24 protein-coding genes are annotated in these 25,528 nt (G+C 73.7%); 18 read left to right on the forward strand and 6 right to left on the reverse strand.

Translation table 11 applies throughout. From position 1 onward, the window contains the following. Positions 1–152: 152 nt before the first annotated feature. The gene (locus ABD208_RS05345) at positions 153–512 is read right to left on the reverse strand and encodes a hypothetical protein (protein ID WP_344100302.1); all 360 of its coding nucleotides are present in this window, start codon (positions 510–512) and stop codon (positions 153–155) included. Positions 513–588: 76 nt separating this feature from the next. Next, positions 589–969, reverse strand: coding sequence for a winged helix-turn-helix transcriptional regulator (locus ABD208_RS05350; RefSeq protein WP_344100304.1), 381 nt, complete (start codon positions 967–969; stop codon positions 589–591). Positions 970–1,067: 98 nt separating this feature from the next. Between ABD208_RS05350 and ABD208_RS05355 the strand changes: the two genes are divergently transcribed. Beyond that, positions 1,068–1,904 (forward strand): NAD(P)H-binding protein, encoded by an 837-nt coding sequence (locus tag ABD208_RS05355; RefSeq protein WP_344100306.1) that lies wholly within the window; start codon positions 1,068–1,070, stop codon positions 1,902–1,904. 126 nt (positions 1,905–2,030) lie between these two features. Then, positions 2,031–4,700, forward strand: a complete 2,670-nt coding sequence (locus ABD208_RS05360; RefSeq protein ID WP_344100308.1) for a vWA domain-containing protein — start codon at positions 2,031–2,033, stop codon at positions 4,698–4,700. 125 nt (positions 4,701–4,825) lie between these two features. Here ABD208_RS05360 and ABD208_RS05365 read toward each other — a convergent pair whose 3' ends face one another. Next, entirely contained in the window at positions 4,826–6,001 is a 1,176-nt protein-coding gene (locus ABD208_RS05365) for an endo-1,4-beta-xylanase (RefSeq protein WP_344100310.1), read from the reverse strand. Between the two features lie 227 nt (positions 6,002–6,228). Here ABD208_RS05365 and ABD208_RS05370 point away from each other — a divergent pair, with 227 nt between their 5' ends. The 11 genes from ABD208_RS05370 to aroB all read left to right on the forward strand — a co-directional run bounded on the left by ABD208_RS05370 (position 6,229) and on the right by aroB (position 17,704). Next, complete coding sequence (locus ABD208_RS05370; RefSeq protein WP_344100312.1) at positions 6,229–6,636, forward strand: DUF948 domain-containing protein; 408 nt, start codon at positions 6,229–6,231, stop codon at positions 6,634–6,636. After that, positions 6,633–6,932 (forward strand): hypothetical protein, encoded by a 300-nt coding sequence (locus tag ABD208_RS05375; RefSeq protein ID WP_344100314.1) that lies wholly within the window; start codon positions 6,633–6,635, stop codon positions 6,930–6,932. The genes ABD208_RS05370 and ABD208_RS05375 overlap by 4 nt, the downstream gene beginning before the upstream one ends. 191 nt (positions 6,933–7,123) lie before the next feature. Next, a complete protein-coding gene (gene alaS / locus ABD208_RS05380; protein WP_344100316.1) occupies positions 7,124–9,823 on the forward strand; it encodes an alanine--tRNA ligase in 2,700 nt (899 codons plus the stop codon). After that, positions 9,820–10,344 (forward strand): Holliday junction resolvase RuvX, encoded by a 525-nt coding sequence (gene ruvX / locus ABD208_RS05385; protein WP_344100318.1) that lies wholly within the window; start codon positions 9,820–9,822, stop codon positions 10,342–10,344. Before alaS ends, ruvX begins: the two co-directional genes overlap by 4 nt. Before the next feature lie 62 nt (positions 10,345–10,406). Next, positions 10,407–11,564, forward strand: a complete 1,158-nt coding sequence (gene mltG / locus ABD208_RS05390) for an endolytic transglycosylase MltG (RefSeq protein WP_344100320.1) — start codon at positions 10,407–10,409, stop codon at positions 11,562–11,564. 118 nt (positions 11,565–11,682) lie between these two features. Further along, on the forward strand, positions 11,683–12,876 hold the full coding sequence (gene mltG / locus ABD208_RS05395; protein WP_344100322.1) for an endolytic transglycosylase MltG: 1,194 nt from the start codon (positions 11,683–11,685) through the stop codon (positions 12,874–12,876). A gap of 30 nt (positions 12,877–12,906) precedes the next feature. After that, a complete protein-coding gene (locus ABD208_RS05400; RefSeq protein ID WP_344100324.1) occupies positions 12,907–13,734 on the forward strand; it encodes a phosphoribosylaminoimidazolesuccinocarboxamide synthase in 828 nt (275 codons plus the stop codon). Beyond that, positions 13,731–14,744 (forward strand): shikimate dehydrogenase, encoded by a 1,014-nt coding sequence (locus ABD208_RS05405; RefSeq protein ID WP_344100326.1) that lies wholly within the window; start codon positions 13,731–13,733, stop codon positions 14,742–14,744. The genes ABD208_RS05400 and ABD208_RS05405 overlap by 4 nt, the downstream gene beginning before the upstream one ends. A 10-nt stretch (positions 14,745–14,754) precedes the next feature. Next, a complete protein-coding gene (aroC, locus tag ABD208_RS05410) occupies positions 14,755–15,984 on the forward strand; it encodes a chorismate synthase (protein WP_344100328.1) in 1,230 nt (409 codons plus the stop codon). After that, complete coding sequence (locus ABD208_RS05415) at positions 15,981–16,571, forward strand: shikimate kinase (RefSeq protein ID WP_344100330.1); 591 nt, start codon at positions 15,981–15,983, stop codon at positions 16,569–16,571. The genes aroC and ABD208_RS05415 overlap by 4 nt, the downstream gene beginning before the upstream one ends. Beyond that, complete coding sequence (gene aroB, locus ABD208_RS05420) at positions 16,568–17,704, forward strand: 3-dehydroquinate synthase (protein ID WP_344100332.1); 1,137 nt, start codon at positions 16,568–16,570, stop codon at positions 17,702–17,704. Before ABD208_RS05415 ends, aroB begins: the two co-directional genes overlap by 4 nt. Positions 17,705–17,746: 42 nt before the next feature. On the opposite strand, the gene ABD208_RS05425 is transcribed toward aroB, so the two are convergent. Continuing rightward, complete coding sequence (locus ABD208_RS05425) at positions 17,747–19,066, reverse strand: hypothetical protein (protein WP_344100334.1); 1,320 nt, start codon at positions 19,064–19,066, stop codon at positions 17,747–17,749. Between the two features lie 224 nt (positions 19,067–19,290). Between ABD208_RS05425 and ABD208_RS05430 the strand changes: the two genes are divergently transcribed. Next, positions 19,291–20,781, forward strand: coding sequence for an extracellular catalytic domain type 1 short-chain-length polyhydroxyalkanoate depolymerase (locus ABD208_RS05430; protein WP_344100336.1), 1,491 nt, complete (start codon positions 19,291–19,293; stop codon positions 20,779–20,781). 94 nt (positions 20,782–20,875) lie between these two features. Here the strand turns inward: ABD208_RS05430 and ABD208_RS05435 are convergent, their stop codons facing one another. Next, positions 20,876–21,586: a VOC family protein gene (locus ABD208_RS05435; protein WP_344100338.1), complete on the reverse strand. Its 711-nt coding sequence runs from the start codon at positions 21,584–21,586 to the stop codon at positions 20,876–20,878. Between the two features lie 363 nt (positions 21,587–21,949). Between ABD208_RS05435 and ABD208_RS05440 the strand changes: the two genes are divergently transcribed. Together ABD208_RS05440 and ABD208_RS05445 are read left to right on the forward strand one after the other, a co-directional pair. Continuing rightward, entirely contained in the window at positions 21,950–22,426 is a 477-nt protein-coding gene (locus ABD208_RS05440; protein ID WP_344100340.1) for a heme-degrading domain-containing protein, read from the forward strand. A 66-nt stretch (positions 22,427–22,492) separates the two neighbouring features. Continuing rightward, the gene (locus ABD208_RS05445) at positions 22,493–22,939 is read left to right on the forward strand and encodes a nitroreductase family deazaflavin-dependent oxidoreductase (RefSeq protein ID WP_344100342.1); all 447 of its coding nucleotides are present in this window, start codon (positions 22,493–22,495) and stop codon (positions 22,937–22,939) included. A gap of 70 nt (positions 22,940–23,009) precedes the next feature. Here ABD208_RS05445 and ABD208_RS05450 read toward each other — a convergent pair whose 3' ends face one another. Continuing rightward, on the reverse strand, positions 23,010–23,546 hold the full coding sequence (locus ABD208_RS05450) for a DinB family protein (protein WP_344100344.1): 537 nt from the start codon (positions 23,544–23,546) through the stop codon (positions 23,010–23,012). 65 nt (positions 23,547–23,611) lie between these two features. On the opposite strand from ABD208_RS05450, the gene ABD208_RS05455 reads away from it, so the two are divergent. Further along, positions 23,612–24,601, forward strand: coding sequence for an alpha/beta hydrolase (locus ABD208_RS05455; RefSeq protein WP_344100347.1), 990 nt, complete (start codon positions 23,612–23,614; stop codon positions 24,599–24,601). Continuing rightward, positions 24,598–25,431 carry a glycerophosphodiester phosphodiesterase family protein gene (locus ABD208_RS05460; protein WP_425561072.1) on the forward strand — a complete coding sequence of 278 codons (834 nt, stop codon included), beginning with the start codon at positions 24,598–24,600 and terminating at the stop codon, positions 25,429–25,431. Before ABD208_RS05455 ends, ABD208_RS05460 begins: the two co-directional genes overlap by 4 nt. Positions 25,432–25,528 lie beyond the last annotated feature (97 nt).

The following is a 25,528-nucleotide window of genomic DNA, read 5'->3' on the forward strand; positions in this document are numbered from 1 at the left end:
CAGGCCCTGGTCAGAGGCTGAAAACCTGACCGCACCGCGGCTCGTGGCCCCTCCCCCGGTAACGGGGGAGGCCACGAGCCGCGGTCGTGTCCGGGATCGCGCGGCCGGGGGCCGCGGTGCCGCGAACGCGCCGCCACGAACCGCCTCGCAGGTCAGTCGAGCAGGGTGGCGTACCGCAGGGAGAAGGTGACGGTGTCGCCCGATCGCTCGGTCGAGATGCAGACCGGTCGCCAGTCGTAGAAGGCGGTCAGGCGGCAGGCCTCCTTGTCCGGGAGGTCGCGGAGCGCGGCCGGGCCGGCCGTGGCCCGCACGACCACCTCGCGAGAGCAACCACCCGAGCCGCATCCCTTGCGGTCGGCGACGACCTCGGCGCCGGGCGGCAGCTCGGGCAGGACATGGCGCGGGGGGATCTCGGCGGGGCCGTCGAACTGCATCGCCACGACCGGCCAGATCATGACGACCAGCAGGACCAGGATTCCTGCCAGGGCGATCTTGCGGAGCGGGCGGCGCACCGCTGAAGTCTACGGCGGCGTGCCCGCCGGCCCGTGGCGCCCTGGGGGAGTGCCCCGCCGCCGGGGGACCGGCCGGTCAGCGCGGCAACGGCCCCGCGTAGGCGTCGCGCGCCCGGGCGACGTCGGCCTCATGGGCGGTCCACCAGGTGCCGAGGGCCGCGAAGACCGGCTGGAGGCTCAGGCCCAGCTCGGTGACCTCGTACTCGACGCGGGGCGGGACCTCGTTGTAGGCGCGGCGGGTGACCAGGCCGTCGCGTTCCATCTCCCGGAGCTTCGCCGTCAGGACCTTCGGGCTGATGCCGAGGCACTCCTGGAGCCGGCCGAAGCGCATCGAGCCGGACGTGTGCAGGGTCCACAGCACCGGCGTCGTCCACCGGGAGTGGACGACGTCGACGGCCGGTGCGATCGGGCACGCCGCGGCGGCGCCCGCGGTCGCCGAGGGGGTCCAGACGGTCATGAGCTCTCCGATACTTTCCTGGGGGTACCTACTGTAACCAGCCCCTTAGCGTCGCGGACGTGACCGGGACACGCCCGGCACGCAAGCGAGGAGAACCCATGAGGATCGTCGTCACCGGTGCCACCGGAAACGTCGGACGCCCGCTCGTCCGGACGCTCGCGGCCGCGGGCCACGAGGTGACCGCCGTCGCCCGCCGCCCGGCCTCCGGGCCGGACCTGCCCGGGGTGCGCGCCCTGGGTGCGGACATCGCCGAACCGTCGGGCCTGCGGGAGCCGCTCGACGGCGCCGCGGCGCTGTTCCTGCTGACCAGCGGGGACTTCCTCGGCGCGGGCGGCGACGTCGGGCCCGTCCTGGAGGCGGCCGCGAACGGCGGGGTGCGGCGGGTCGTGCTGCTGTCCTCGCAGGGCGTGGCGACCGGGCGGCACCCCGCCGGGATCGAGGACGCCGTCACGGGCTCGGGCCTGGCGTGGACCATCCTGCGGCCGGGCGGGTTCGCGTCGAACGCGCTGCGGTGGGCGCCCGGCGTCCGGTCGGGCCGCACGATCGCCGCGCCGTTCGGGGACGTCGCGCTCCCCGTCGTCGACCCGCGGGACATCGCCGACGTCGCCGTGGCGGCCCTGACCGGTGACGGTCGTTCCGGCGCCGTGCACGAGCTGACCGGGCCGGAGGCGGTCACGCCGCGGCAGCAGGCCGAGGCGATCGCCGGCGCCGTCGGGCTCCCGATCCGGTTCGCCGGGCTGACCCGGGCCGAGGCCCGCGAGGAGATGCTGCGGTTCATGCCCGGGCCGGTCGCGGAGTCCACGCTCGGCATCCTGGGCGAGCCGAGTCCTCGGGAGCAGCAGGTGAGCCCCGCGGTGGCCGAGGTGCTCGGGCGCCCCGCCCGGAGCTTCGCGGACTGGGCGCGCGCGAACCGGGAGGCCTTCCTGCCCGCGTGACACCCCCGCGGCAACGGTAGAGCGCCGAGGGAACTCGGGTGAAACGCCTGCATATTGCGCGAGATCACCAGTTAAATCAGTAGACTCCCGTGCACTGGTGGACAGAGAGGTTCGGGAGACGCATCGATGTCGCAGCAACAGCAGGACACGGGACGACGGGCAGGCATCGTCGGCGGTGTCGGTGCGCTCGCGGTGGCCGGGGTCGGTATCGTCCAGGAGGCGCTGCTGTCCGGCGTGCAGGCCTGGGTGGTCGTGGTCGTCCTGCTGCTCGCCCTGGTCAGCGTGGGCGCGGACGCCTGGGTGCGGTGGTGGCCCGGCCGGACCCGGGTCGATCCCGGCCTGCCGGCCCCGCGCCGGGCCGCGGTCCTGATCGACCGCCAGGCCGGCGGCGTCGCCGGGTACGGGTTCCTGGCCGAGGGCAGGCTCGTGGTCACGACGCAGAGCATCGTGCACCGGGCCCTCGGGCAGGACGGCGACGGCGACGCCACGGGCGCGACCGTCGTCATCCACTGGGAGTCGGCGCTGCAGAAGGACTACGACGCCGAGGTCGTCGCCTGGCGCGACTCGGGCGCCGCCGGGATCGCCGTGCTGTGCCTCGACCAGGCCGAGAGCGTGCCCAAGGGCGCCGCGCGCCTGGCGGCCGGCGCCCTGAGCGCCAGCAAGCAGGTCACCGTCGAGGTGCGCAACGCCGTGGGCAAGGTCACCCGGGTGTCCGGCGCCGCGGTCCAGGTGCACTCCGGGGGCCACACCCGGCAGACGTGGTCCATCCAGTCCGAGACCGGGGCCGGCTCGGCCGCCGGCCTCGGGGCCGGTGAGATCGACGGCGCCCCCGTCGTCCGGGAGGCCGACAAGCGGATCGTCGGGTACGTCGTGGACACCTCCGGCGACGACATCCTGTTCGCGCCCCTGAAGAACAACCCCGCGTACGACGAGGCCCTCGCCGCCGCCCGGACCGGAACCCTCGACGAGATCGCCGGGCGACGGAGCCTCGTCGGCTGGCTGCCGGCGGTCGCCGGTGTCGTGGCCGTGCTGTTCCTCGGCTACGTCACCCTCGGCAACGGCAGCCTGTTCGCGCCTCCCGTCGCGCCGTGCGAGGGCGAGCGCATCGACATCAACATCACCGTCGGCACCGAGAAGGACGCCCTGATCGAGACGCTGGCCGACCGGTTCGCGGAGACCTACCGCTACGACGAGGTCCGCTGCGTCCGCCCCCACGTCAGCGGCGTCAGCTCGGGCCTGGCCAAGACCGCGGCCGCGGAGGGCTGGGCGACCCCGCCCGAGGACGAGCTGCACCCGGGCTCGGCCGCCCCTCAGCCCGATCTCTGGCTCCCGACGTCGTCGGTGTGGGCCGAGCTCCTGGTCCAGGAGGGGCACGACGCCATGCTGGCCCCCGCCTGGAAGACCGAGATGATCACCGTGACGTCCTCGGTCCTGGGCATCCTCATGACCGAGGAGAAGCGCGCGGAGAACTTCGCCGACGGACCCCCGACCTGGCAGGAGCTGGCGCTCGCGGCGGCGTCCGACGACGGCCTCACGCTCGCCATCGACGATCCCGTGAACTCCACGTCGGGCATGGCGAACTCGGTGGCGGTGAACGAGGCCTTCAGCGACGTCCCCGGGCCGCAGAAGGTGAACACGCTGCGCGCCGCCGTCGCGTCGGTGCCCGATGCCCTGGCCGGGCGGGAGATCACGCAGATGATGAACCGGATGCACGAGCAGCCGGAGCTGCTGCGGCAGATGGACGCGATCGTCGCGCAGGAACAGACGGCGTTCCTCTTCAACTGCCGGTCGCCGCTGGGGGAGCCGCCCCTGGACTGCGCGAACCCGCGCACGGACCCCGCCGAGCGGCTCGTCGTCGTGCAGCCCGCCGACCGGACGTACGCGTTCGACCACCCGGCGATCCTCATGAAGAACGCCTACGAGTCGGACGGCGACCCGAAGGAGAAGTTCGCGGCGGTGACCGCCTTCGCCGAGTTCCTCGCCGGCCCTGCCGGGCAGGAGGAGTTCGAGCGCTGGGGTTTCCGGCCCGCGTCCGATCCCGCGGGGGTGACGGACCGGCTCGTCGACGTCGTCGGCGCGACCGCGCCGGTGAGCGTGTCGCCCTGGCCCGTGGCGGAGAAGATCGCGGGCTACCAGGCGCAGTGGCAGTCCGTGCGGCTCCCGGTGCGGGTGCACCTGACGATCGACAACTCCGGCTCGATGACGGACTCGACCAGCCGCGTCAACGTCCCCGGCTTCGTGGATCCCTGCGACGGCGAGGCCACCGACGACCCCAACTACCTGCAGCTGGCGCAGAAGGCCGCGCTCGACGCCGTCGAACGCCTCGACGACGGACGGGACGCGGTCTCCCTCGACGCCTTCCCGCGGCCCGACGGCTGGCAGGCCGTTCCCATGACCCGGCTCGACGGCGGGGTCCGGGGCGAGCTGCGCGAGGCGATCTGCGACGTGGACGGGCTCGGCGGCAGCACGCCGCTGTACTCGGCGATCGAGGGCGCGGAGCGCACGATGATCGCGGAGGTCCGCGAGGAGGGGGCGTCGAGCTCGACGGCGATCGTCGTGCTGTCCGACGGCGCCCAGCAGCCGCCGGCGGATCTGCGGGCGCTCCTGAAGAAGATCCGGGGCGAGACCATCGTCCCGGTGATCTCGGTGGCGATCGGGCCCGGCGCGCCGATCGACGACCTGTACGCGATCCGGGACGCGACCGGCGGCGCGGTGCGCGACCTGCGGTCCCCCGACGCGGTCGCCGACCTCGACACGGTGCTGGTCGACGTGTTCGGCGGGCTCACGGGGGAGTAGCCGGCGGGTCCGGCGGCCGGTGCCGTCGGGGAACGCGCGAGGGCGCGTGCGCGGGATGAACCGCGCACGCGCCCCGTGATGCGGCAGGCATGCCGGCCTGCCGGTTCGGGTCTACCGGATCCGGCCTACCGGGCCGGAACCGGCGGCGTGCGCGGGCCCGTGCCGGGCGTCGCGTCCCGCAGGCCGTCGAGCAGCGTGTGGTAGGCGGGCTTCTTCACGTACTCGCCGGTCATGATCGTGGCGTAGCCCTCCGGGAAGACGCCGGGGACCCAGGAACGCGCGTCGTCGAAGCCCCACACCGTGAAGCTCGAGCAGGACGGCACGTCGAGGCACGCGTCGAGCAGCTTGCGGTACCGCTCGGTCTGGAGGGTGATCTGCTCGGCGGTCGGCTCGCCGTCGTCCCCGAGCGGCATGCGGACGTCGGCCTCCGTGACGGCCACCTGAAGCCCGAGGTCGGCGAACCGCTCGAAGTTCTCGGTGACCGACTCGTCGAACTCGTACTGCAGGCTCAGGTGCGCCTGCGCCCCCATGCCGTGCAGCGGCACGCCGTCGGCGAGCAGCTCGGTGGCCAGGTCGTAGTAGGCGTTCGTCTTGGTGTTGACGCCCTCGGCGTTGTAGTCGTTCAGGAAGAGGGCCGCGGCGGGGTCCGCCTCGTGCGCCCACCGGAACACGTCGCCGATGAGGGCGACCGGGTCCTCCGCGCACGCCTTGAGGAAGGGGTTCGCCTCGGTGCGCAGGCGCACGCCGCCCGCGTCCCAGTCGTCCTGGAAGATCTCGTTGGCCACGTCCCACTCGTAGATCTCGCCCGCGTAGCGGCCGACGACGGTGCGGACGTGCTCCTCCAGGACGTCGCGCGCCTCCTGGCAGGTCCAGCCGGCGCTCGCGTCGGTCACCCACTGCGGGTTCTGGCTGTGCCACAGCAGGGTGTGGCCGCGCACCTCCTGGCCGTTGGCCTTCGCGAAGGCGACGACGGCGTCGGCGCCCGAGAAGTCGTAGACGCCGGGCTCCGGGTGGAGCTCGGCCCACTTCATGTCGTTCTCGGGGGTCAGCGAGCCGAACTCCGCGCCGAGGATGCGCTGGAACTCGGTGGGGTGCTTCCGGTCGTAGCCGATCAGCTCGCGCTGACCCCACACGGCGCTGCCGACCTCGAGGTCACGCGGCGCCTCGGAGCGCAGCGTCGGTGTCTTCGGGCCGGCCTGGGCGGCGGGTCCCGTCAGGGCGACGGCGGTGACGGCCGAGGCGGCGGCCAGGGCCGACGCGACGACGGCGGCCAGGCGCCTCTTGGTGATGGAATGGGACATCTTCGTTCCTCTCCGGATCTGTTCCGGCGACGTCGGACCTGTCGCGGAACTCCTTGGAGGGTAACGATGTCGATAACGTTTTCGCAAGGTGCGGGCGGGATCGGTCCGCCGCGCCGGGCCGGGCCGCGTGCCCGGCGCCGCGCCCCGCGGCGCCCGCCGTACCGGCACGCCCCGGGCGTCCCCGGTGCCCGGGCAGCTCACCGCGGTCTCACGTTAGGGTTGCCGCCATGACCTTCTCCCTCGGTGACGTGGCGGGACTGCTCGCGGCGATCGCGTTCCTGCTGCTCGTGGGTTTCCTCGCCTATCCGCTCGTCAAGCTGGGCCGCGTGCTCGAGGAGGCGCGTGCCGGGCTGCGCGAGGTGACCGAGCACTCCGTGCCCATCCTGGACGAGACCGCCAGCGCGGTGGCGAACGCCAACACCCAGCTCGTCAAGGTCGACACCGTGACCACGAGCGCCGCGTCCGTCAGCGAGAACGTGAGCGCCCTGACCGGGCTGTACGCCGCGACGCTCGGCGGGCCGCTGGTCAAGGTGGCCGCGTTCTCCTACGGCGTGCGGCAGGCCTTCGCGCGGGCGACCGGCCGGTTCGACGACGGCGCGGGGCGCCACACCGCCGTCCGGGACGAGGACCGATGAGGGCGCGGTTGTTCTGGGTCGGCGTCGGTGTCGTGGTCACCGTCGTGGTGATCCGGCGCGGCCGGCGCCTCGCGGAGCAGTACACGCCGGCGAACCTGGCGGCGCGCGCCGGGGCGAGGGCGGTCGACGCCGCCGACGCCGGGGCCGTGCGCCTGGCGCGGGGCGCCCGCGGTTTCGCGGGCGACTTCCGCCGGGCGCGCGCGGCACGGGAGGCGGAGCTGATGCGATCGCTCCTGTCCGACGGCGCCGGGGGCACGTACGACCTGGACGACCTGCGGCGGCGGACCGGCCGCTGAGCCCTGGCGGGCCGGCCTGCCGGTCGCGGTGCGGCCGGGCGCCGGCGAGCCTCCGGGGGCGCGGGCGGCGGGTTGTCCACAGGCACCGCAGTTTCAGTTTCCGTTTCCCGGCGTCGTCGCGGGAGACTGTTACCAGCACCGATCGAACCGGCGCGTGCGCGCGCCACGAACAGCAAAGGACCGCAACCGAGATGCGTACCGCCGAGATCCGCAAGCGCTGGCTCGACTTCTTCGAGGCAAGGGGTCATGCGGTGGTGCCGTCGGCGTCCCTGATCAGCCCGGACCCGTCCACGCTGTTCACGATCGCGGGCATGGTGCCCTTCATCCCGTACATGACGGGCCAGCAGACCCCGCCGTGGAAGCGCGCCACGAGCGTGCAGAAGTGCGTGCGCACGCTCGACATCGACGAGGTCGGCAAGACGACGCGCCACGGCACGTTCTTCCAGATGAACGGCAACTTCTCCTTCGGGGACTACTTCAAGGAGGACGCCATCAGGTTCGCCTGGGAGTTCCTCACCGGATCCCGCGAGGACGGCAACCTGGGCATCGACCCGGAGCGCCTGTGGGCCACGGTCTACCACGAGGACACCGAGGCCCGGGAGCTCTGGAAGACGCACACGAGCATGCCGGAGGAGCGCATCCAGTCGCGCGGCAAGAAGGACAACTACTGGCACACCGGCCAGCCGGGCCCGGGCGGCCCGTGCTCGGAGATCTTCTACGACCGCGGCCCCGGGTACGGCGCCGAGGGCGGCCCGGAGGCCGACGAGGACCGCTACATCGAGATCTGGAACCTCGTGTTCATGCAGTACGCCCTGGACGACGTGAAGGCCAAGGACGACTTCCGCGTCGTGGGCCCGCTGGCCAAGCAGAACATCGACACCGGCATGGGCCTGGAGCGCGTCGCGTTCCTGCTGCAGGGCGTCGACAACATGTACGAGATCGACGAGGTCCGCCCCGTCATCGACGCCGCGGAGGCGCTGTCGGGCAAGAAGTACGGCGCCGACCCCTCCGTCTCGTCGGACGACGACGTGCGGATGCGCGTCGTGGCCGACCACGTCCGCAGCGCCCTGATGATCATCGGCGACGGCGTGCGGCCCTCCAACGAGGGCCGCGGCTACGTGCTGCGCCGCCTGCTGCGCCGCTCCGTGCGCGCCATGCGCCTGCTCGGGGTCGACGACGTCGCCCTGCCGTCCCTGCTGCCGGTGGCCAAGGACGCCATGAAGGCCTCCTACCCGGAGCTGGAGACGAACTTCGAGCAGATCTCCGCCGTCGCCTACGCCGAGGAGGAGGCGTTCCGCCGGACCCTCGTGTCCGGCACGTCGATCCTGGAGGAGGAGGTCGCGAGGGCGAGGTCCGGGGCCTCGGGGACGCCCACGCTGTCCGGCGGCGCCGCCTTCCAGCTCCACGACACCTACGGCTTCCCCATCGACCTGACCCTCGAGATGGCCGCCGAGCAGGGCGTGAGCGTCGACGAGCAGGCGTTCCGCACGCTCATGCAGGAGCAGAAGGACCGCGCCCGCGCCGACGCCCTGGCCAAGCGCCACGGCACGGTCGACGTCGCCGCGTACGAGGCCGTCGCCAGGGAGCTGGCCGCTCCGGTCGAGTTCCTCGGGTACACCGAGCACGACGCCACCGTGAGCGTCGTCGGCCTGCTGGCCGACGGCGTGCCCGCGCCCGCCGCCACCGCCCCGGCCGACGTCGAGGTCATCCTGGACCGCACCCCGTTCTACGCGGAGGCCGGCGGCCAGCTCGCCGACCAGGGCACGATCGTGCTCGACGGCGGCGCCACGATCGAGGTCGACGACGTGCAGCGGCCCGTCAAGGGCCTGAACGTGCACCGCGGGCGCCTCATCGAGGGCACCGTGGCGGTCGGTGACCCCGGCACGGCCACCATCGACACGACGCGGCGCCGCGCGATCAGCAAGGCGCACTCGGCCACGCACATGATCCACAAGGCGCTGCACGAGCTGGTGGGCCCGGACCGCACGCAGGCCGGATCGGAGAACGCGCCGAGCCGCATCCGGTTCGACTTCCGCTCGCCGCAGGGCGTCTCGGCCGCGACGCTGTCCGAGATCGAGGAGCGCGTCAACACGCTGCTCACGGACAACCTCGAGGTCACCGACGAGCAGATGGCCCTGACCAAGGCCCGCGAGCTCGGTGCGATGGCGCTGTTCGGCGAGAAGTACGGCGACGTCGTGCGCGTCGTGTCGATCGGCGGGGACTGGTCCCGCGAGCTGTGCGGCGGCACCCACGTGAAGCTGACGGGTGAGCTCGGCCGCGTGACGCTGCTGGGCGAGTCGAGCATCGGCTCGGGCGTGCGGCGCGTGGACGCGCTGGTCGGCGACGGCGCCTACGGGTTCCAGGCCACCGAGCACGCCCTGGTCGGGCAGCTGTCCGGGCTGCTGAACGCCCGGCCGGAGGAGCTCACGGACCGCGTCGGCGCGCTCATGACCCGCCTCAAGGACGCCGAGAAGGAGCTGTCCGGCGTCCGCCAGGCCCAGCTCCTGGCCACGGCCGGGAAGCTGGCCGCCGAGGCCCCGCGCGTCGGCGACGTGCGGGTCGTCACGCACGACGCGGGCGAGGCCGCCGCCGACGACCTGCGCGCCCTCGTGCTGGACGTGCGCGGCCGCCTGGGCGAGGCCGAGCCGGTCGTGGTCGCCGCGGGCGGCGCGCCGGGCGGCCGCCCGGTGGTCGTGATCGCCACGAACGAGGCCGCGCGGTCGGCCGGCCACAAGGCCGGGGACCTGGTCCGCGCCGCCGCGCGGACGCTGGGCGGCGGTGGTGGCGGCAAGCCGGACCTCGCCCAGGGCGGCGGCCAGGACGCGGCCAAGCTCGGCGAGGCCCTCGCGGGCGTCGCCGAGGGCGTCCGCCTGGCGGCGGTCGGGGCGTGAGATCGCCCGACGACGGCGCGGGGCAGGGGGCGGGCGAGGCCCCGTCCCTGCCCCGGGGCGCCCGCCTGGCCCTGGACGTCGGCAAGGTGCGGGTCGGGCTGGCCGCGAGCGACCCCGACGGCCTGGTCGCCACGCCGGTCGAGACCGTGCCGCGCGTCCCGGAGCCCGCCGCGCTGGCGCGCGTGGCGCAGGAGGCGGCGGACCGGTTCGCGGCGGTGATCTACGTCGGCCTGCCCCGGCACCTGAACGGCCGCGAGAGCGCCTCGAGCGCGGACGCGCGCGCCTTCGCCGGGGCGCTGCTGCCCGCGCTGGCCGCCGTCGGGCAGGCCGGCACGGAGCTGCGGTTCGTCGACGAGCGGATGACGACCGTCACCGCGACGCAGGCCCTGCACGCCGCGGGGCGAAACACCCGGAAGCACCGGTCTGTCATCGACCAGGCGGCTGCCGTTATCATTCTGCAATCCGCGCTCGACGCCGAGCGGGCCACGGGTGCCCGCGCCGGTTCCGGCGCAGGTGAGTGACCAGTGCACGACACGCACGTCCCGGCCCCGGCACATGCCCCCAGAAGTGAAGGATCGACGAGGTGACGGATCTGTTCACGGCGCCGCCTGATGCCCAGGCGGGCCTGCCGTCCAACGCGTCGCGACCCCGCGGCCGGAAATCACGGAACGCGGCGATCCGGCGCAGGCAGCGGCGCCGCAGGCGGGGCCGCTCGGTCGTCGTCCTGCTGGTGTGCCTCGGCCTCGTGTCGGGCGCGGGCTGGTTCCTCTGGGAGCAGCGCGACTCGCTGCTCTCCTTCGACAGCGCCCTGGCGGCGAAGGACTACCCGGGCCCCGGGAACGACGAGGTCAAGGTCGAGATCCTCGCGGGGGCCACCGGCGAGGAGATGGCCGAGGCCCTGCGCAAGGCGGGTGTCGTGGCCAGCGACGACGCCTTCATCAAGGCGTTCGACGAGAACCCGGACTCCGCCCGGATCCGGCCGGGGACGCGCGAGCTGCTCACCGAGATGAAGGCGTCCGACGCCGTCGCGCTGCTCGCCACGAACGAGATGGCGCACCTCGACGTGACGATCCCCGAGGGGCTCACGGTGGCGCAGACGGTCGAGCAGCTCAGCTCCGTGTCCGGCATCCCCGCCGAGGAGTTCGAGAAGGCGCTGGACAAGCCGCGGTCGATCGGCCTGCCCGCGCAGGCCGACGGGAACGCGGAGGGCTGGCTGTACCCGTTCACGTACGCCGTCGACCCGGAGCAGGACACCGCGGCGGGCGTGCTGCAGGAGATGGTGGCCGCCACCGTCCGCGAGCTGGACGAGCGGGACATCGCGCCGGGCGACCGTCAGGAGGTCCTCGTCAAGGCCTCCCTGGTCGAACGGGAGGGACGGATCGCCGCCGACCGGCCGATGATCGCCCGCGCGATCGAGAACCGGCTGGCGGACGGCATGAAGCTCCAGATCGACGCCTCCCTCGCCTACGGGCTCGGCAAGTCCGGCCTGGACCTGACGAACGCCGACAAGGGCGCCGACACGCCGTTCAACCTGGAGCAGCACCTCGGCCTGCCGCCCGCCCCGATCGCGAACCCGAGCGAGGAGTCGATCGACGCCGTGCTCGCGCCGACGCCCGGCGACTGGAAGTTCTGGGTCGCGGTCAACCTCGACACGGGTGAGACGAAGTTCTCGGAAACCTTCGCGGAACACCAGGGATATGTCGCTGAACTGCGGGAATGGCAGGAGGCGAACGGCGGCTGAACGTTGCCCCGTGCATCGTGACGCGGTGCGGGAACCTGATATAACCGACTCGCCGCGGGTGTGACCACGCCCCGCGGCGGGACGAGTACGACCCGAGAGACAGGTGAATCGCGCCGCGATGTCCCAGCCGAATCAGTCCACCCCCCGCCACTGGGCGGGGACCGGGACCGCATCCCGCAGCAGGCGGGGCGGCCCCGGCACCGCCAGATCCCGGCGGGGCGGGCGCAACCGGCGCCGCGGCGCGTCCGGCCCCGGCGCCGTCCCGCGGCCCGTGCTGATCGCGGCGGCCGTCGTCGGCGCGATCGTCGTCGGGCTCGGCGGCCTCGCGTACGCGGACCACGGCTACCTGTTCGGCGTCAGGACGCCGCTGGCGGGCGCGGACTACGAGGGCTCGGGCGGCGAGGAGATCCAGGTCGAGATCCCCGAGGGGGCGGGCGGCCGGGCCATCGGCGAGGTGCTCGTCGAGAACGGCGTCGTCGCCTCCTCCGGGGCCTTCGAGTACGCCTTCGAGAACAACCCCGGCGCTCCCGCCATCCAGCCCGGCACGCACACCCTCAAGCTGCAGATGCCGGCGGCCGACGCCGTGGCGCTCCTGGCCGCGAACCAGGTCGACCGCGCCGGGCTGACGATCCCCGAGGGGTTCGTCGTGGAGCAGATCAAGCAGCAGATGGTCGAGGCCGGCTGGCCCGAGCAGGACGTCGAGCGGGCTTTCGAGAACATCGGCGACGTGCTGCCGCCGCAGGCCGAGGGACACCCGGAGGGCTGGCTGTTCCCGAACACCTACGAGGTCAAGCCGGAGAAGCAGTCGGCGAAGGACGTCGTCACGGTGATGGTCGAGCAGATGACCGCGGCGCTGGACGAGCTGGACGTCCCGTCGGAGCGGCGCAAGGAGGTGCTGATCAAGGCCTCCCTGATCGAGCGCGAGGCGGTGCACAAGGAGGACATGCCGCTGATGGCGCGCGCCATCGAGAACCGGCTGGAGGGCGACGACCGGCTCGGGATCGACGCCGCCGTCCTCTACGGCCTCGGCCGGACCGGCGGTGTGCTCTACCAGGCGGAGCTGGACGACCCGTCGAACCCCTACAACCTGCGCCTGCACAAGGGCCTGCCCCCGACGCCGATCTCCGCGCCGAGCCGGGCGGCGATCGAGGCCGCGCTGAACCCGTCGACGGAGCGCACCGACGTCTACTTCTGGACGACGGTCAACATGGAGACCGGCGAGACGAAGTTCGCGACCAAGGAGGAAGGCAACGCGGCGCACGTCGCCGAGCTGCGCCAGTGGGAGGCGGCCAACCCTGACTGGCACGAGTGACCGGCGCCGGGATCACCTACGCTTGCGCCCGTGGAACTGATCAGACAGGGCAAGGTGCGGGACGTGTACGCGGACGGCGGGGACGTGATCCTGGTCGCCTCGGACAGGCTGTCGGTGTACGACGTCGTGCTCCCGACCCCCGTACCCGACAAGGGCGCCGTCCTGACGCAGCTGTCCCTGTGGTGGTTCCGGCAGTTCGCCGACCTGGTCCCGAACCACGTGATCAGCGAGGACGTCCCCGAGGAGTGGAAGGGCCGCGCGATCCGCTGCGAGCGGCTCGACATCGTGCCGGTCGAGTGCGTCGCGCGCGGCTACATCACCGGCTCGGGCCTGACGTCGTACGAGGCCACGGGCGAGATCTCGGGCATCGCGCTGCCGCCCGGCCTCGTCGAGGCGGACCGGCTCCCCGCGCCGGTCTTCACGCCCACCACGAAGGTCGACGAGGGTCACGACGAGCCGATCACGTTCGACGACGTCGTGCGCACCACCGGCGAGGAGACCGCCACCGCGCTGCGGGACCTGACGCTGGAGATCTACGGGCGCGGATCCGAGATCGCGCGCGAGCGCGGCGTCGTCATCGCGGACACGAAGCTGGAGTTCGGCCTCCGCGCGGACGGCACGCTCACCCTCGCCGACGAGGTCCTGACCCCGGACTCCTCGCGCTTCTGGAAGGCGAGCGAGTACGCTCCGGGCCGTGCCCAGTGGTCGTTCGACAAGCAGTACGTCCGCGACTGGTCGTCGACCCTCGACTGGGACCGCACCTACCCGGGCCCGGAGGTCCCGGCCGACGTCGTGGCCGAGACGCGCGCCCGGTACGTGGAGATCTACGAGACGCTGACAGGAGAGAAGTGGACGTGACGGCAGCAGAGCACACGGCAGGGGAGCCGGCAGGGGATCAGGGGACGACGACGCGCCGCGCCGCGGTGCTCGGCCATCCCATCGCGCACTCCCTGTCCCCGGTGCTGCACACCGCCGCCTACCGGGCGCTGGGCCTGACGGGCTGGGAGTACGGCCGGCACGACGTCGACGAGGACTGGCTCCCCGGGTTCCTCAGCGGCCTGGACCCGACCTGGGCGGGCCTGTCCCTGACGATGCCGCTGAAGCACCGCATCATGGACCTGGTGGACCACGTCGACCCGCTCGCGGCGGCCGTCGGCGCGGTCAACACGGTCCTGGTCTCCCCGGCCGGGTCCGGCGACACCGTGACCCTGACCGGCACCAACACCGACGTCCACGGCCTCGTCCAGGCGCTGCGGGAAGGGCTGGCCTCCCCGGGGCCCTTCGCCGGCGGCCCGGGGCACCGCGCCGCCGCGGGAACGCCGTCCGCCGAAAGGGGGCGGGGCAAGAAGATCACCTCCGCGGTCGTGCTCGGCGGGGGAGCCACCGCGGCCTCCGCCCTGGCCGCGCTCGCCGAGCTGGGCTGCACCTCGCCGCGCGTGCTCGTCCGGTCCCTGGACCGCGTCGGCGAGCTGACCGGGGCGATCGCCCGCATGGGCGTGACCCCGGAGGTCGTGGAGTTCGACCTCACCGGCGCGGACCCGCGCCTCACCTACGAGCTGACCAGCGCCGACGTCGTCGTCTCCACGCTGCCGCCGCGCGCGGCCGACCCGCTGGCCAAGGGCCTGCTGCACGACGCCCGCCTCGACGAGGAGGACCGCCCCGGCGTGCTGCTCGACGTCGCCTACGACCCGCGGCCCACCAAGCTGGCCGCGACCTGGGAGCTCATGGCCGGCGTCGCGGTGTCCGGCGAGCGGATGCTGCTGCACCAGGCGGTCGAGCAGGTGCGGCTCATGACCGGGTACACCGGCGACCTCGCACCGGTGGTCACGGCGATGGACACGGCCCTCAACCAGGCCCTGGACGTGTAAGGATGGCCGCATGCTTCGCTGGCTGACCTCCGGAGAATCCCACGGACCCGCCCTGGTGGGCGTCATGGAGGGCCTGCCTGCCGGCGTGGCCCTCACGACCGACGACATCCGCGCCGCGCTCGCGCGCCGCCGCCTCGGCTACGGCCGCGGCTCCCGGCAGAAGTTCGAGCAGGACGAGCTGCGCGTGCTCGGCGGCCTGCGGCACGGCCTCACCCAGGGCGGGCCGCTCGCCGTCGAGATCGGCAACACCGAGTGGCCCAGGTGGACCGAGGTCATGTCCGCGGACCCGGTCGAGCGCGAGGCCCTCCTGAAGGACGCCGGCACCGGCGACGAGAAGGAGATCGCCCGCAACCGGCCGCTCACGCGCCCGCGCCCCGGCCACGCCGACCTCGTGGGCATGCGCAAGTACGCGTTCGACGACGCCCGCCCCGTCCTGGAGCGCGCGTCCGCCCGCGAGACCGCGATGCGGGTCGCGCTCGGCGTTGCCGCCGCGAACTTCCTGCAGCAGGCGCTGGGCGTGCGGCTCGTCTCGCACGTCGTCGCGATCGGCGCGGTCGAGGTCCCCGAGGATGCGCCCGTGCCCGGCCCGGACGACGTCGCCGCGCTCGACGCCGACCCCGTGCGCTGCCACCACGCCGCCACCTCCAAGCTCATGGTCGAGGAGATCGACCTCGCCAAGGCCGACGGCGACACCCTCGGCGGCGTCGTCGAGGTCGTCGTGCACGGCGTGCCCTCGGGGCTCGGCACCTACGTCCAGGGCGACCGGCGCCTGGACGCGCGCCTCGCCGCCGCGCTCATGGGCATCCAGGCCATCAAGGGCGTCGAGGTCGGCGACGGCTTCCGCACCGCCCGCCGCCGCGGCTCCGCCGCGCACGACGCGATCCTGCCCGCCGGGTCCCACGGCACCACCGGCGGGATCGTCCGCGAGACGAACCGCGCCGGCGGCATCGAGGGCGGCATGTCCAACGGCGAGCCCATCCGCGTGCGCGCCGCCATGAAGCCCATCTCCACCGTCCCGCGCGCCCTGCCCACGGTCGACGTCGCCACCGGCGAACCCGTCACCGCGCACCACCAGCGCTCCGACGTGTGCGCGGTCCCGCCCGCCGCCGTCGTCGCCGAGGCCATGGTCGCCCTCGTCCTGGCCGAGGCCGCCGTCGAGAAGTTCGGCGGCGACTCCCTGGTCGAGGTCAGGCGCAACGCCGAGGCCTACCTCGCGGCCATCCCGGAGACCCTGCGGTGAGCTCGGGCCCCGTGGTGGTCCTCATCGGCCCGCCCGGCTCCGGCAAGTCCAAGCTCGGGCGCGTCCTGGCCCACGGCCTGGGCGCCGGGGTCCGCGACACCGACGACGACATCGAGGAACGCGCCGGCAAGCCCGTGGCCGACATCTTCGTCGACGACGGCGAACCCGCCTTCCGCGCCCTGGAACGCGAGGCGGTCGCCGCGGCGCTCGCGGAGCACGACGGCGTCCTGTCGCTCGGCGGCGGCGCCGTCATGGACGCCGCCACGGACGCGGCCCTGACGGCGTACACCGCGGCCGGCGGCCGGGTGGTCTTCCTGGACGTGACCCTCGCGGTCGCCGCCCCGCGCGTCGGCATGAACCAGGCCCGCCCGCTCCTGCTGGGCAACCCCCGGCAGCGCTGGCTGGAGCTGATGGAACGCCGCCGCCCCACCTACGAGCGCCTCGCCACGCTCCGCGTGCAGTCCACGGAGGCTCCCGCCGAGGAGGTGGCGGCCGAGGTCGTGCGGGCCTTCGGCCTGACCCTCGTCACCGACCTAGCCGACCCGAAGCACGCAGACGACGAGACCACCCAGGAGGACCCGGCGTGACCACCCGCGTGACCGTGAAGGGCGAGAGGCCGTACGACGTCGTCGTCGGCAAGCACCTGCTCGGCGAGCTGCCCGCGATGATCGGCGAGGGCGTGCGGCGCGTGCTCGTCATGCACCCCGCGTCCCTGGAGGCGACCGGCGAGGCGATCCGCGAGGACCTGCTCGCCCAGGGCTACGAGGCGTTCGCGTGCGAGCTGCCCGACGCGGAGGAGCAGAAGACCGCGCAGGTCGCGGCGTTCTGCTGGGGCGTGCTCGGGCAGGCGGACTTCACGCGCTCGGACGCGATCGTGTCCGTGGGCGGCGGCGCGACGACGGACCTGGCCGGGTTCGTCGCGGCGACCTGGCTGCGCGGCATCACGGTGGTGCACGTGCCCACGACGCTGCTGGCCATGGTGGACGCCGCCGTCGGCGGCAAGACCGGCATCAACACGGCCGAGGGCAAGAACCTGGTGGGCTCGTTCCACCCGCCCGCGGGCGTGCTGTGCGACCTGGCGGCGCTGGAGTCCCTGGACCGGTGGGACCTCGTGGCCGGGATGGCCGAGGTGGTCAAGACCGGCTTCATCGCGGACCCGGAGATCCTGCGGCTCGTCGAACGGCACGCGGACTCCTTCCTGAACTGGAAGGGCCCGGACGCGGCACCCGAGACCTGGGACGTGCTGGCCGAGCTGGTCACGCGGTCCGTGACGGTCAAGGCGCACGTCGTGGGGGAGGATCTGAAGGAGGCGGGCCTGCGCGAGATCCTCAACTACGGGCACACCTTCGGGCACGCGGTCGAGCTCGCCGAGCGGTACCAGTGGCGGCACGGCGCCGCCGTCGCCGTGGGCATGGTGTTCGTGGCCGAGCTGTCGCGGCTCGCGGGGAAGCTGGACGACGACGTCGTCGACCGGCACCGCGCGATCCTCACGTCGCTCGGCCTGCCGACGTCGTACCGCGGCGACCGCTGGGAGGAGCTCCTGGCGGCGATGCGCCGCGACAAGAAGTCCCGCGGCGACCTGCTGCGGTTCGTGGTGCTGGACGACGTCGCCCGGCCGGTGCGCCTCGAGGGCCCGGACCCGGCCCTGCTGGCCGCGGCCTACGCCGAGGTCTCCAAGGAGCCGCCGGCCGGGAACGAGACCCGCGTCTCGCTGGGGTAGGACGGCCGGCGCCCGGCCGGGCCGGCCGGGCGCGGCGTCCTCTCAGTTCCTTGCGCCGCCCGTCGCGCGCTGGCGTGACCAGGCGCGGTAGACCAGCACGACCAGGACGGGGATGAGCAGCGCCCCGATCCACCAGCCGATCTCGTCGGACTCGGACAGGACCATCAGGGTCGGGATCACGAACGCCAGGATCGCGATGGCGGACGACATCCTGGTCACGGCGACGTTGTCCGCGACGTGCGCGGGATCCTCGCTGAGCTTGCTCTCCGTGAGCAGCGCCGTCGGGTTGACGAGGGCCAGGTACGGCCAGACGACGAACACGGCCACGACGACGGCCGCCAGCAGCGCGAACGCGAACCCGCCCAGCACGGCCATGACGGCCTGGGTCAGCGGCGATCCGCCGGTCAGGTCGATCGCCGCCTCGTCGCCCGCGAACCAGTAGTGCGGGATGTAGTCCTCGGGGTCGGCGTACGCCACGACGCGGTCGGCGAAGAACGGCAGCCGGGTGAACACGAGCTGCACGACGGCGAGCGGCGGCACGGTCAGCACGGGAACCACCATGCCGCGGTAGAGCGCCATGACGACGTGGCCGAACTGCTCGTCCGGCCGCCACAGCGCCTGCAGGGCCACCCACGCCCCCACGGTGGCGCCCGGGAACACCAGCAGGAACCCGAGGAACATCAGGTTCCCCTGGGGATCCGCGGCGAGCAGCCACAGCCCCGGGGGCATGAGCACGGCCGTCACCGCGGTCACCACCCAGGCGGACGGCGACATCATCCGCCTGCCGAACCCGTCGGACGCGCGCGTCACGGGCACCAGGCCACGCCGCCTGCCGGGTGAGCCGGCGGCGGCCCGTACCGCCTCGGCGGCCGTCGCGGCGGCGTCCCCCGCCTCGGCCAGGCCCGCCCGCAGCCGGTGGCGGGCGAGCACCACCACCAGCGCCGCCGAGGCCACCACGATCGCGGCGGCCGTCGCGACCGACAGCACGTACGTGAGATCGGTGGCGAGCGGCACCCCGTGGCGCACCCCGGACATCAGCCGCGGCAGCGCGCTGCCCCGGATGCCGTACTCGAGGGCGGCGAGCGTCAGCGTGCCGTAGGTCAGGGCCGCCGCGACCGCGGGCACGCCCGCCGTCACGTAGTCGCCGGCTCGGGCCGCGATCCCGGACCGCAGCCGGCCGGCGATGTGCCGGCCTATCTGCACGAGTGCCGCCACCTGCAGCGCCAGCGTCACCACGAACGGCGCCGGCGCGTCGTCCGGCGCGAGCACCACCGACAGCGGGGCCACGACGCAGGCGGCGGCGAGCACCCAGGTCACCGCGTCCGACGGTCGCCTCCCGGCGCCGGCCTCCGGTCCGTTCATCCTTGCCCCTCCCGGGCCTCATCTCGTCGTGCACCGAACTCGCGCCGCACGGTACCAGCACGGCAGCGGGTGCGCGGGATCCTGCGGGTAGCCCGGCCGGAGGAGGCGAAGCCGGGCTTAATCGGTTCACGCCGTGGACCCCGGCGAACGGCACGGGTTCGATGGTGCCGGACCCGGCGCCACGCGCCGGTGTCGTCCCCGCATTCCGGCGAAGGGTCTCGATGATGAGCGGCCTGATGAACGCGATACGTAGTAAACGATTTTTACGACCCTTGGTCGGGGCGCTCGCCGCGACCCTGGTCCTGACCGCGGGCGCGCTCGGGCTGAGCGCGGCGACGCAGCCGGCGTCGTCGGCCGCGAGCCTGACGCGGGTGACGAACTTCGGGCCGAACCCCAGCAACCTGAACATGTACGTCTACGTGCCGGAGAACGTCGACCCGAATCCCGCGCTGCTGGTCGCGGTGCACTACTGCACGGGGACGGCGCAGGCGTACTTCAGCGGGGCCGCGCGGGAGTTCGTCACCGCGGCGGACCAGCAGGGGTTCGTCATCGTGTTCCCGGAGGCGACGCGCGACAGCAAGTGCTTCGACGTCTACTCCCCGGACGCCCTGAGGCGCGACGGCGGCAGCGACCCGGTCGCGATCAAGTCGATGATCGACTACGCCCGGAGCCACTACGGCGTGGACGCCTCGCGGATCTACGCGACGGGCGTGTCGTCCGGGGCGATGACGACGAACGTCCTGCTGGCGCTGTACCCGGACGTCTTCGCGGCGGGCTCGGCGTTCGCGGGCGTCCCGGCGACCTGCTTCGCGACGGGCAGCTCCACGAACACCTGGAACAGCACCTGCTCGGGCGGCCGCGACATCCGCACGGCGCAGGCGTGGGGCGACGCGGCCCGCGGCATGTACCCGTCGTGGTCGGGCACGTACCCGCGCTTCCAGACGTGGCACGGCACGCAGGACACGGTGCTGGCGTACCCGAACTTCGGCGAGCAGATCAAGCAGTGGACCAACCTGCACGGCCTGGCGTCCGGCTCCGGGCGCGTGGACCAGCCGCAGACGGCGTGGACGCGCACCACGTACGGCGACGCCGCCCGGCCCACGTTCCAGTCGATCAGCCTGCAGGGATACTCGCACGACGTGTATCGCACGGGGATGGCGAGGTACGCGATGGACTTCTTCGGCGGGCTCGACGAGGCCGGCGCGACGCCGTCGCCCAGCCCGTCGATGACGATGCCGTCCCGGACGCCGACCCCGACGCCGTCGATCCCGGACTGCGGCACGGGTGCGGTCTCGGCGCTGACGACGTGCCCGCCGCCGTCGCCGTCCGCGTCGCCCCGCCCGCCGGGCTGCGAGGAGGGGGCGCCGACGCCCGCGCCGTCGTGCCCGCCCTGGCCGTCCGACAGCGCCAGTCCGTCGCCGGCGTCCGGCTGCACGGCCGTGATGCGGATCGTGAACGGCTGGCAGGGCGGCTACCAGGCCGAGGTGACGGTCACCGCGACCCGGCCGCTGACCGGCTGGACGACGTCGTTCACGCTGTCGGGCTCGACGGTGTCGCAGCTGTGGAACGGCCAGCTGACCGTGACCGGCTCACGGGTCCAGGTGAAGAACTCGACCTGGAACGGCAGCCTGCTCGCGGCCGGCGGGACGGCGTCGTACGGCTTCATCGGCACCGGCACGGCACCGGCGACGATCCCCGTGGTCGACTGCGCGTGACGGCCCGCCACTGAACTACCCCCGGGCAGGCCGGGGGTCGAAGGCGAGGGGCCCCGCCCGAGATGGACCGGGCGGGGTCCCTCGTTCTGTCCGGTCAGTCGGAGGTCCGCAGGAAGAACTCGTTCTCGTCGGGGTCTGCCAGGACGACGACGTCGCCGGCGTCGTCGAGGACCCGCGCACCGAGCCCGACGAGCCGGGCGGTCTCGGCGCGGAGCTCGGCGGCGGGCGCGGAGAGCTCCGGGCAGAGCCGGTTCGTCCCGGCCTTCGGCGGGATCGGCGGACCGCTCCAGGTGATCTTCGTGCCGCCCCCGGGCGCCTGGACCGCCGTCTCCTCGTCCTGGTCCCACACCAGCGGCCAGCCCAGCGCCGCGTGCCAGAAGTACCCCGTGACGGCCCTTCCCTCGCAGTTCAGCGCACCGATCAGGCCGCACCCGGCGAGGAACGTGTTCTCCGGCGGGACGACGCAGAACTCGTTGCCCTCCGGATCGGCCAGGACGACGTGCGTCTCGTCCGGTCCCTGCCCGACGTCGCAGTGCTCGCCCCCGGACCGCAGCGCGGTCTCGACCCGCCCGTCCATGTCCTGGCGCGACGCGCTCGTCAGATCGAGGTGCACGCGGTTCTGCCGCGTCTTGGGCTCGTCGCTCGCGACGAACCGGAGGCCGTAGGCGGTGCCGTCGGTGGGCCGCACGACGACGCCGTCCGGTGCGCTCCGTGCGATCCGCCAGCCGAGGAGCCCGGCCCAGAACGCCGCCTGCCCCTGCGGATCATGGGCGTGGACGCGAACTCCGGCGAATGCGAGGGCCATGGGCCGACGGTAGGCGCGCGGACGGAGGACGGCAACGTGTTTTCCGGCGTCCCGGCGAGCTTGATGTTGCCGCGTGACATCAGGCGCGCGAGCGGGCCCATCCGGCCGAGCACGGCCCGCGGGTCGGTCACCGTGACGCACAGGTTCCTCTGGCCCTGGATCTCCCAGACGTGCCAGCCGGTGACCTGCTCCCAGGGGATCCGCCCGGCGCCCACGAAGCTGGAGGTGTCGGTGAACCCGTCGTCGTCGTCCCGAACCCGGACGGGCCCGGGCGGAGGGACAGGGTCCAGGCACCGCAATTCGGCGGTATCCGCCGGCAGGACCCACGCTCGTGGCGTCACGCCCGTCGGGCAGGATGGCCCCATGAACGACGACGCGATCCAGGTTGCCATCGACGAGGTCACGGCCCAGGAGGCCGAGCTGGTGCTGCAGGCCTTCACCCATGACGACGCCTGGCGTCTCGGGTCCCGGCTGGTGGAGCTGGCCGTGGAGCGGGACCTGCCGGTCACGGTCGACATCCGCAAGGGCACCCAGCAGGTGTTCCATGCCGCCCGGCCGGGCACCACGCCGGACAACGACTCGTGGGTGGAGCGCAAGGTGCGCACGGTGTACCGGTTCGGTGCGTCGTCGTACCTGGTGGGGCTGCGGGCCCGGGCCAAGGGCGAGAACTTCAACGCCCAGCAGGGCCTGTCGTTCCAGGAGTACGCGGCGCACGGCGGCGCGTTCCCGGTGCGGGTCGCCGGGGTCGGGGTCGTCGGCGTGGTGACCGTGTCGGGCCTGGCGCAGGCGGACGACCACGCCCTGGTGGTCGAGGTGCTGCGGGAGCACGCCGCCGGGTAGCCGGCGCCGCGCGGCACGACGTCGCCGGGCCCGGAACATCTTCGCCGCCCGTGCGTTGCACCCTTCATGACCGAACTTCAGGGTGAATATGTTCCGAGCACGGCCGGCTGGGTGCGTGACCAGGTGGAGGCGTTCGAGGCGTCGAACGGGACCGCGGCGAACGTCCTGGCGCGCACGGGCGACCCGATCGTCGTCATCACGAACCGTGGCGCCAAGAGCGGCAAGATCCGCAAGACGCCGCTGATGCGGGTCGAGAAGGACGGCAGCTACCTGGCCGTCGCCTCCCTGGGCGGCGGCCCGAAGGATCCGGTCTGGGTGCACAACTTCCGTGCGCACCCGGAGGTGGAGCTCCAGGACGGCGAGGTGAAGCAGGCGTACGTCGCGCGCGAGCTGTCCGGCGAGGAGCGCGCGCAATGGTGGGAGCACGCGGTGGCCACGTGGTCGACCTACGGCGAGTACCAGAAGAAGACGGACCGCGTCATCCCGCTGTTCCTGCTGGAACCGGTGGGCTGACGCCGGGCCCGGACCCTGGTGCGGCAGCGGGCTGCCGCACCGGAGCGGCCTCCGGTGGCCCGTGGTGCCCTCAGGCGCGCACGTCGTGCAGGTGGTGGACGACGTCGTGCACGAAGTACGTGCCCAGCGTGCTCACGGTGAACACCGAGCCGTCGGAGCGGTGGCCCGGCCGGTCCAGCTGGCCGGGGCGCACGCCGTCCCAGCGGGCGGCGATCGCCTCGCCCGCCTCGGCGAGCTCGCGCGCCACGACGGCGGGGTCCTGCAGGTCGTACCGTGCGGCCACGGCGGCCGCGTCCTGGTCCCAGTTCTCGAACGGCGGGTCGTCCTGGCCGAGCATCGCGGCCAGGCGCCCGTCGAAGACCCGGAACACGTCCCGCACGTGCGCCCCGTACTCGAGGGCCGACCACACGCCGGGCGACGGCCGCCCGGCGACCCCCTCCCGGCCGAGCGCCGCCTGCCAGCGCGGCACGTACCCGCGCACGGCCGCCCCGATCGCGGCGACCTCGACCCCGGCCGGGTCGAACCCGCACTCGTCGCAGCGCCGTTCCAGGACCCAGGTCCAGTCCTTCGTGTCGGGCACGATGCCGCCCGTGACGTCTTCGCTCATCCGGTCACGATACGGCCGCGCGAGTTTGCTGCCCAGCCTGGTTCCGGCGCATTAAGATCCCCCACGTGTCCGAACCACAGCCGTCCGCGTCGTCGCAGGTCCCGCTGCTGTGGCAGCCGGACGCCCTGCTCGGGGAGTCGTTCGACCAGGCGAAGCTCGGCCCCGCCACCCTCGTGCGCCACGTGCCCGCCGGGGCGCGGCCGGAGCCCCGCGCCGTCGTCCTGCACGTGCACGGCTACAACGACTACTTCCATCAGGCTCACCTCGCGCACGCGTTCGACCGGGCCGGGCACGCGTTCTACGCGGTCGACCTGCGGGCCGCGGGGCGCTCGCTGCGCGAGAGCCAGGTGCCGCACTTCGTGGGGGACCTGCGCGAGCAGGCCGCCGACATCGACGAGGCGGCCCGCGCCGTGCGCGAGCTGCACCCGGGCCTGCCGCTGGTCGTCCACGCGCACTCCACGGGCGGCCTGACGGCGGCCTGGTGGGCGCACGCCCGCCGCAACACGCTCCCGGACGGCTCGTACCGCGGCCCGGACCTGCTGGTCCTGAACAGCCCGTTCCTGGACCTGCCGGGCACGCTGTTCGAGCGCACGGTCGGCACGGTGCTCCTGCGGATCGCCGCGCCGGCGTCCCCGCACCGCGTCATCACCTCGGGTCCGAGCGTGTACGCGACGCACCTGCTCGCCGCGAACGGGGGCCGCTGGGAGTTCGACACCCGCTTCAAGAAGCCCGGGGGCCAGCCCACCCTGGCGTTGTGGATGCGGGCCGTGCGGCGCGTGCAGTGGCACCTGTGGGTGCGGGGCTTCCGGATCCCGGTGCCGGTGCTCGTGGCCCGGTCGGACGCGTCCGGGCCGGACCGGCACGACAACCCGCGCCTCGACGAGCAGGACACGGTGCTGGACGTCGAGCAGATCGCCCGCCGGTCGCGCAGCCTGGGGGCGGACGTCACCCAGCTCGTCGTGCCGGGCGCCGTCCACGACCTGTCCCTGTCCGCCGACGGCCCCCGCACGGAGTACCTCGGCAAGCTGTTCGCCTGGCTCGAGGAGCGTCTGTGACGCGGCTGGTGCCGGACGACGGCGGCGCCGGGCGCGGCGGCTACTTCGACGCCCCCGGCGGTTTCGCGGCCCTGGCCCATCGCGGCTTCGCCCGCCCGGACGGCGCCGGCACCGGCCCGGAGAACTCGATGGCCGCGTTCGCGGCGGCGGTCGGCCTCGGGTTCGGGTACGTGGAGACGGACGCGCACGGCACGTCCGACGGCGTCGCGGTGGCCCTGCACGACGAGTCCCTGGACCGCACCACCGACTCCTCGGGGCGGGTCGCCGACCTGCCGTGGTCCGTGGTCCGGCAGGCGCGGATCGGCGGCACCGAGCCGGTGCCGAAGCTGGAGGACCTGCTCGGGACCTGGCCGAGGCTGCGGGTGAACATCGACGTCAAGGCGGCCTCGGGCGTGGCGCCGGTCGCGGCCGCGATCGAGCGCACCGCGGCCCACGCCCGCGTGTGCGTGACGTCGTTCTCCCGGGCCCGGCGCCGCGCCACGCTCGCGCGCCTGACCCGCCCGGTCGCGACGTCGGCGGGCACGAGCGAGGTGGCCGGGTTCCTGCTCGGCGCGCGCACGGGCCTGACGGCGGTGGCGCGGTTCGCGCTGCGCGACGTCGGCGCCCTCCAGGTCCCGGTCACCCGGGCCCTCCCGGTGGGTGGGAGCCTGACGGTGGTCGACGCCGCCACGATCCGCACCGCCCACGCGGCGGGCCGGCAGGTGCACGTGTGGACCGTCAACGAGACCGCCGAGATGCACCGCCTGATCGACCTGGGCGTGGACGGCATCGTCACGGACCGGGCGGACCTCCTCAAGCAGGTCCTGACCGAGCGCGGGCGCTGGGCCTGAGTCCCTGAGCCCTGAGCAGCGGTCCGAGGGTCCCGGGGGGCGGACCCCGAATCGTTTTGCCTGGTGTTTTGCCCGGGCAAGGGTCGGTTAGCCTGTG

This window comes from Myceligenerans crystallogenes, from assembly GCF_039529775.1.
GTDB classification, from domain to species: domain Bacteria; phylum Actinomycetota; class Actinomycetes; order Actinomycetales; family Cellulomonadaceae; genus Myceligenerans; species Myceligenerans crystallogenes.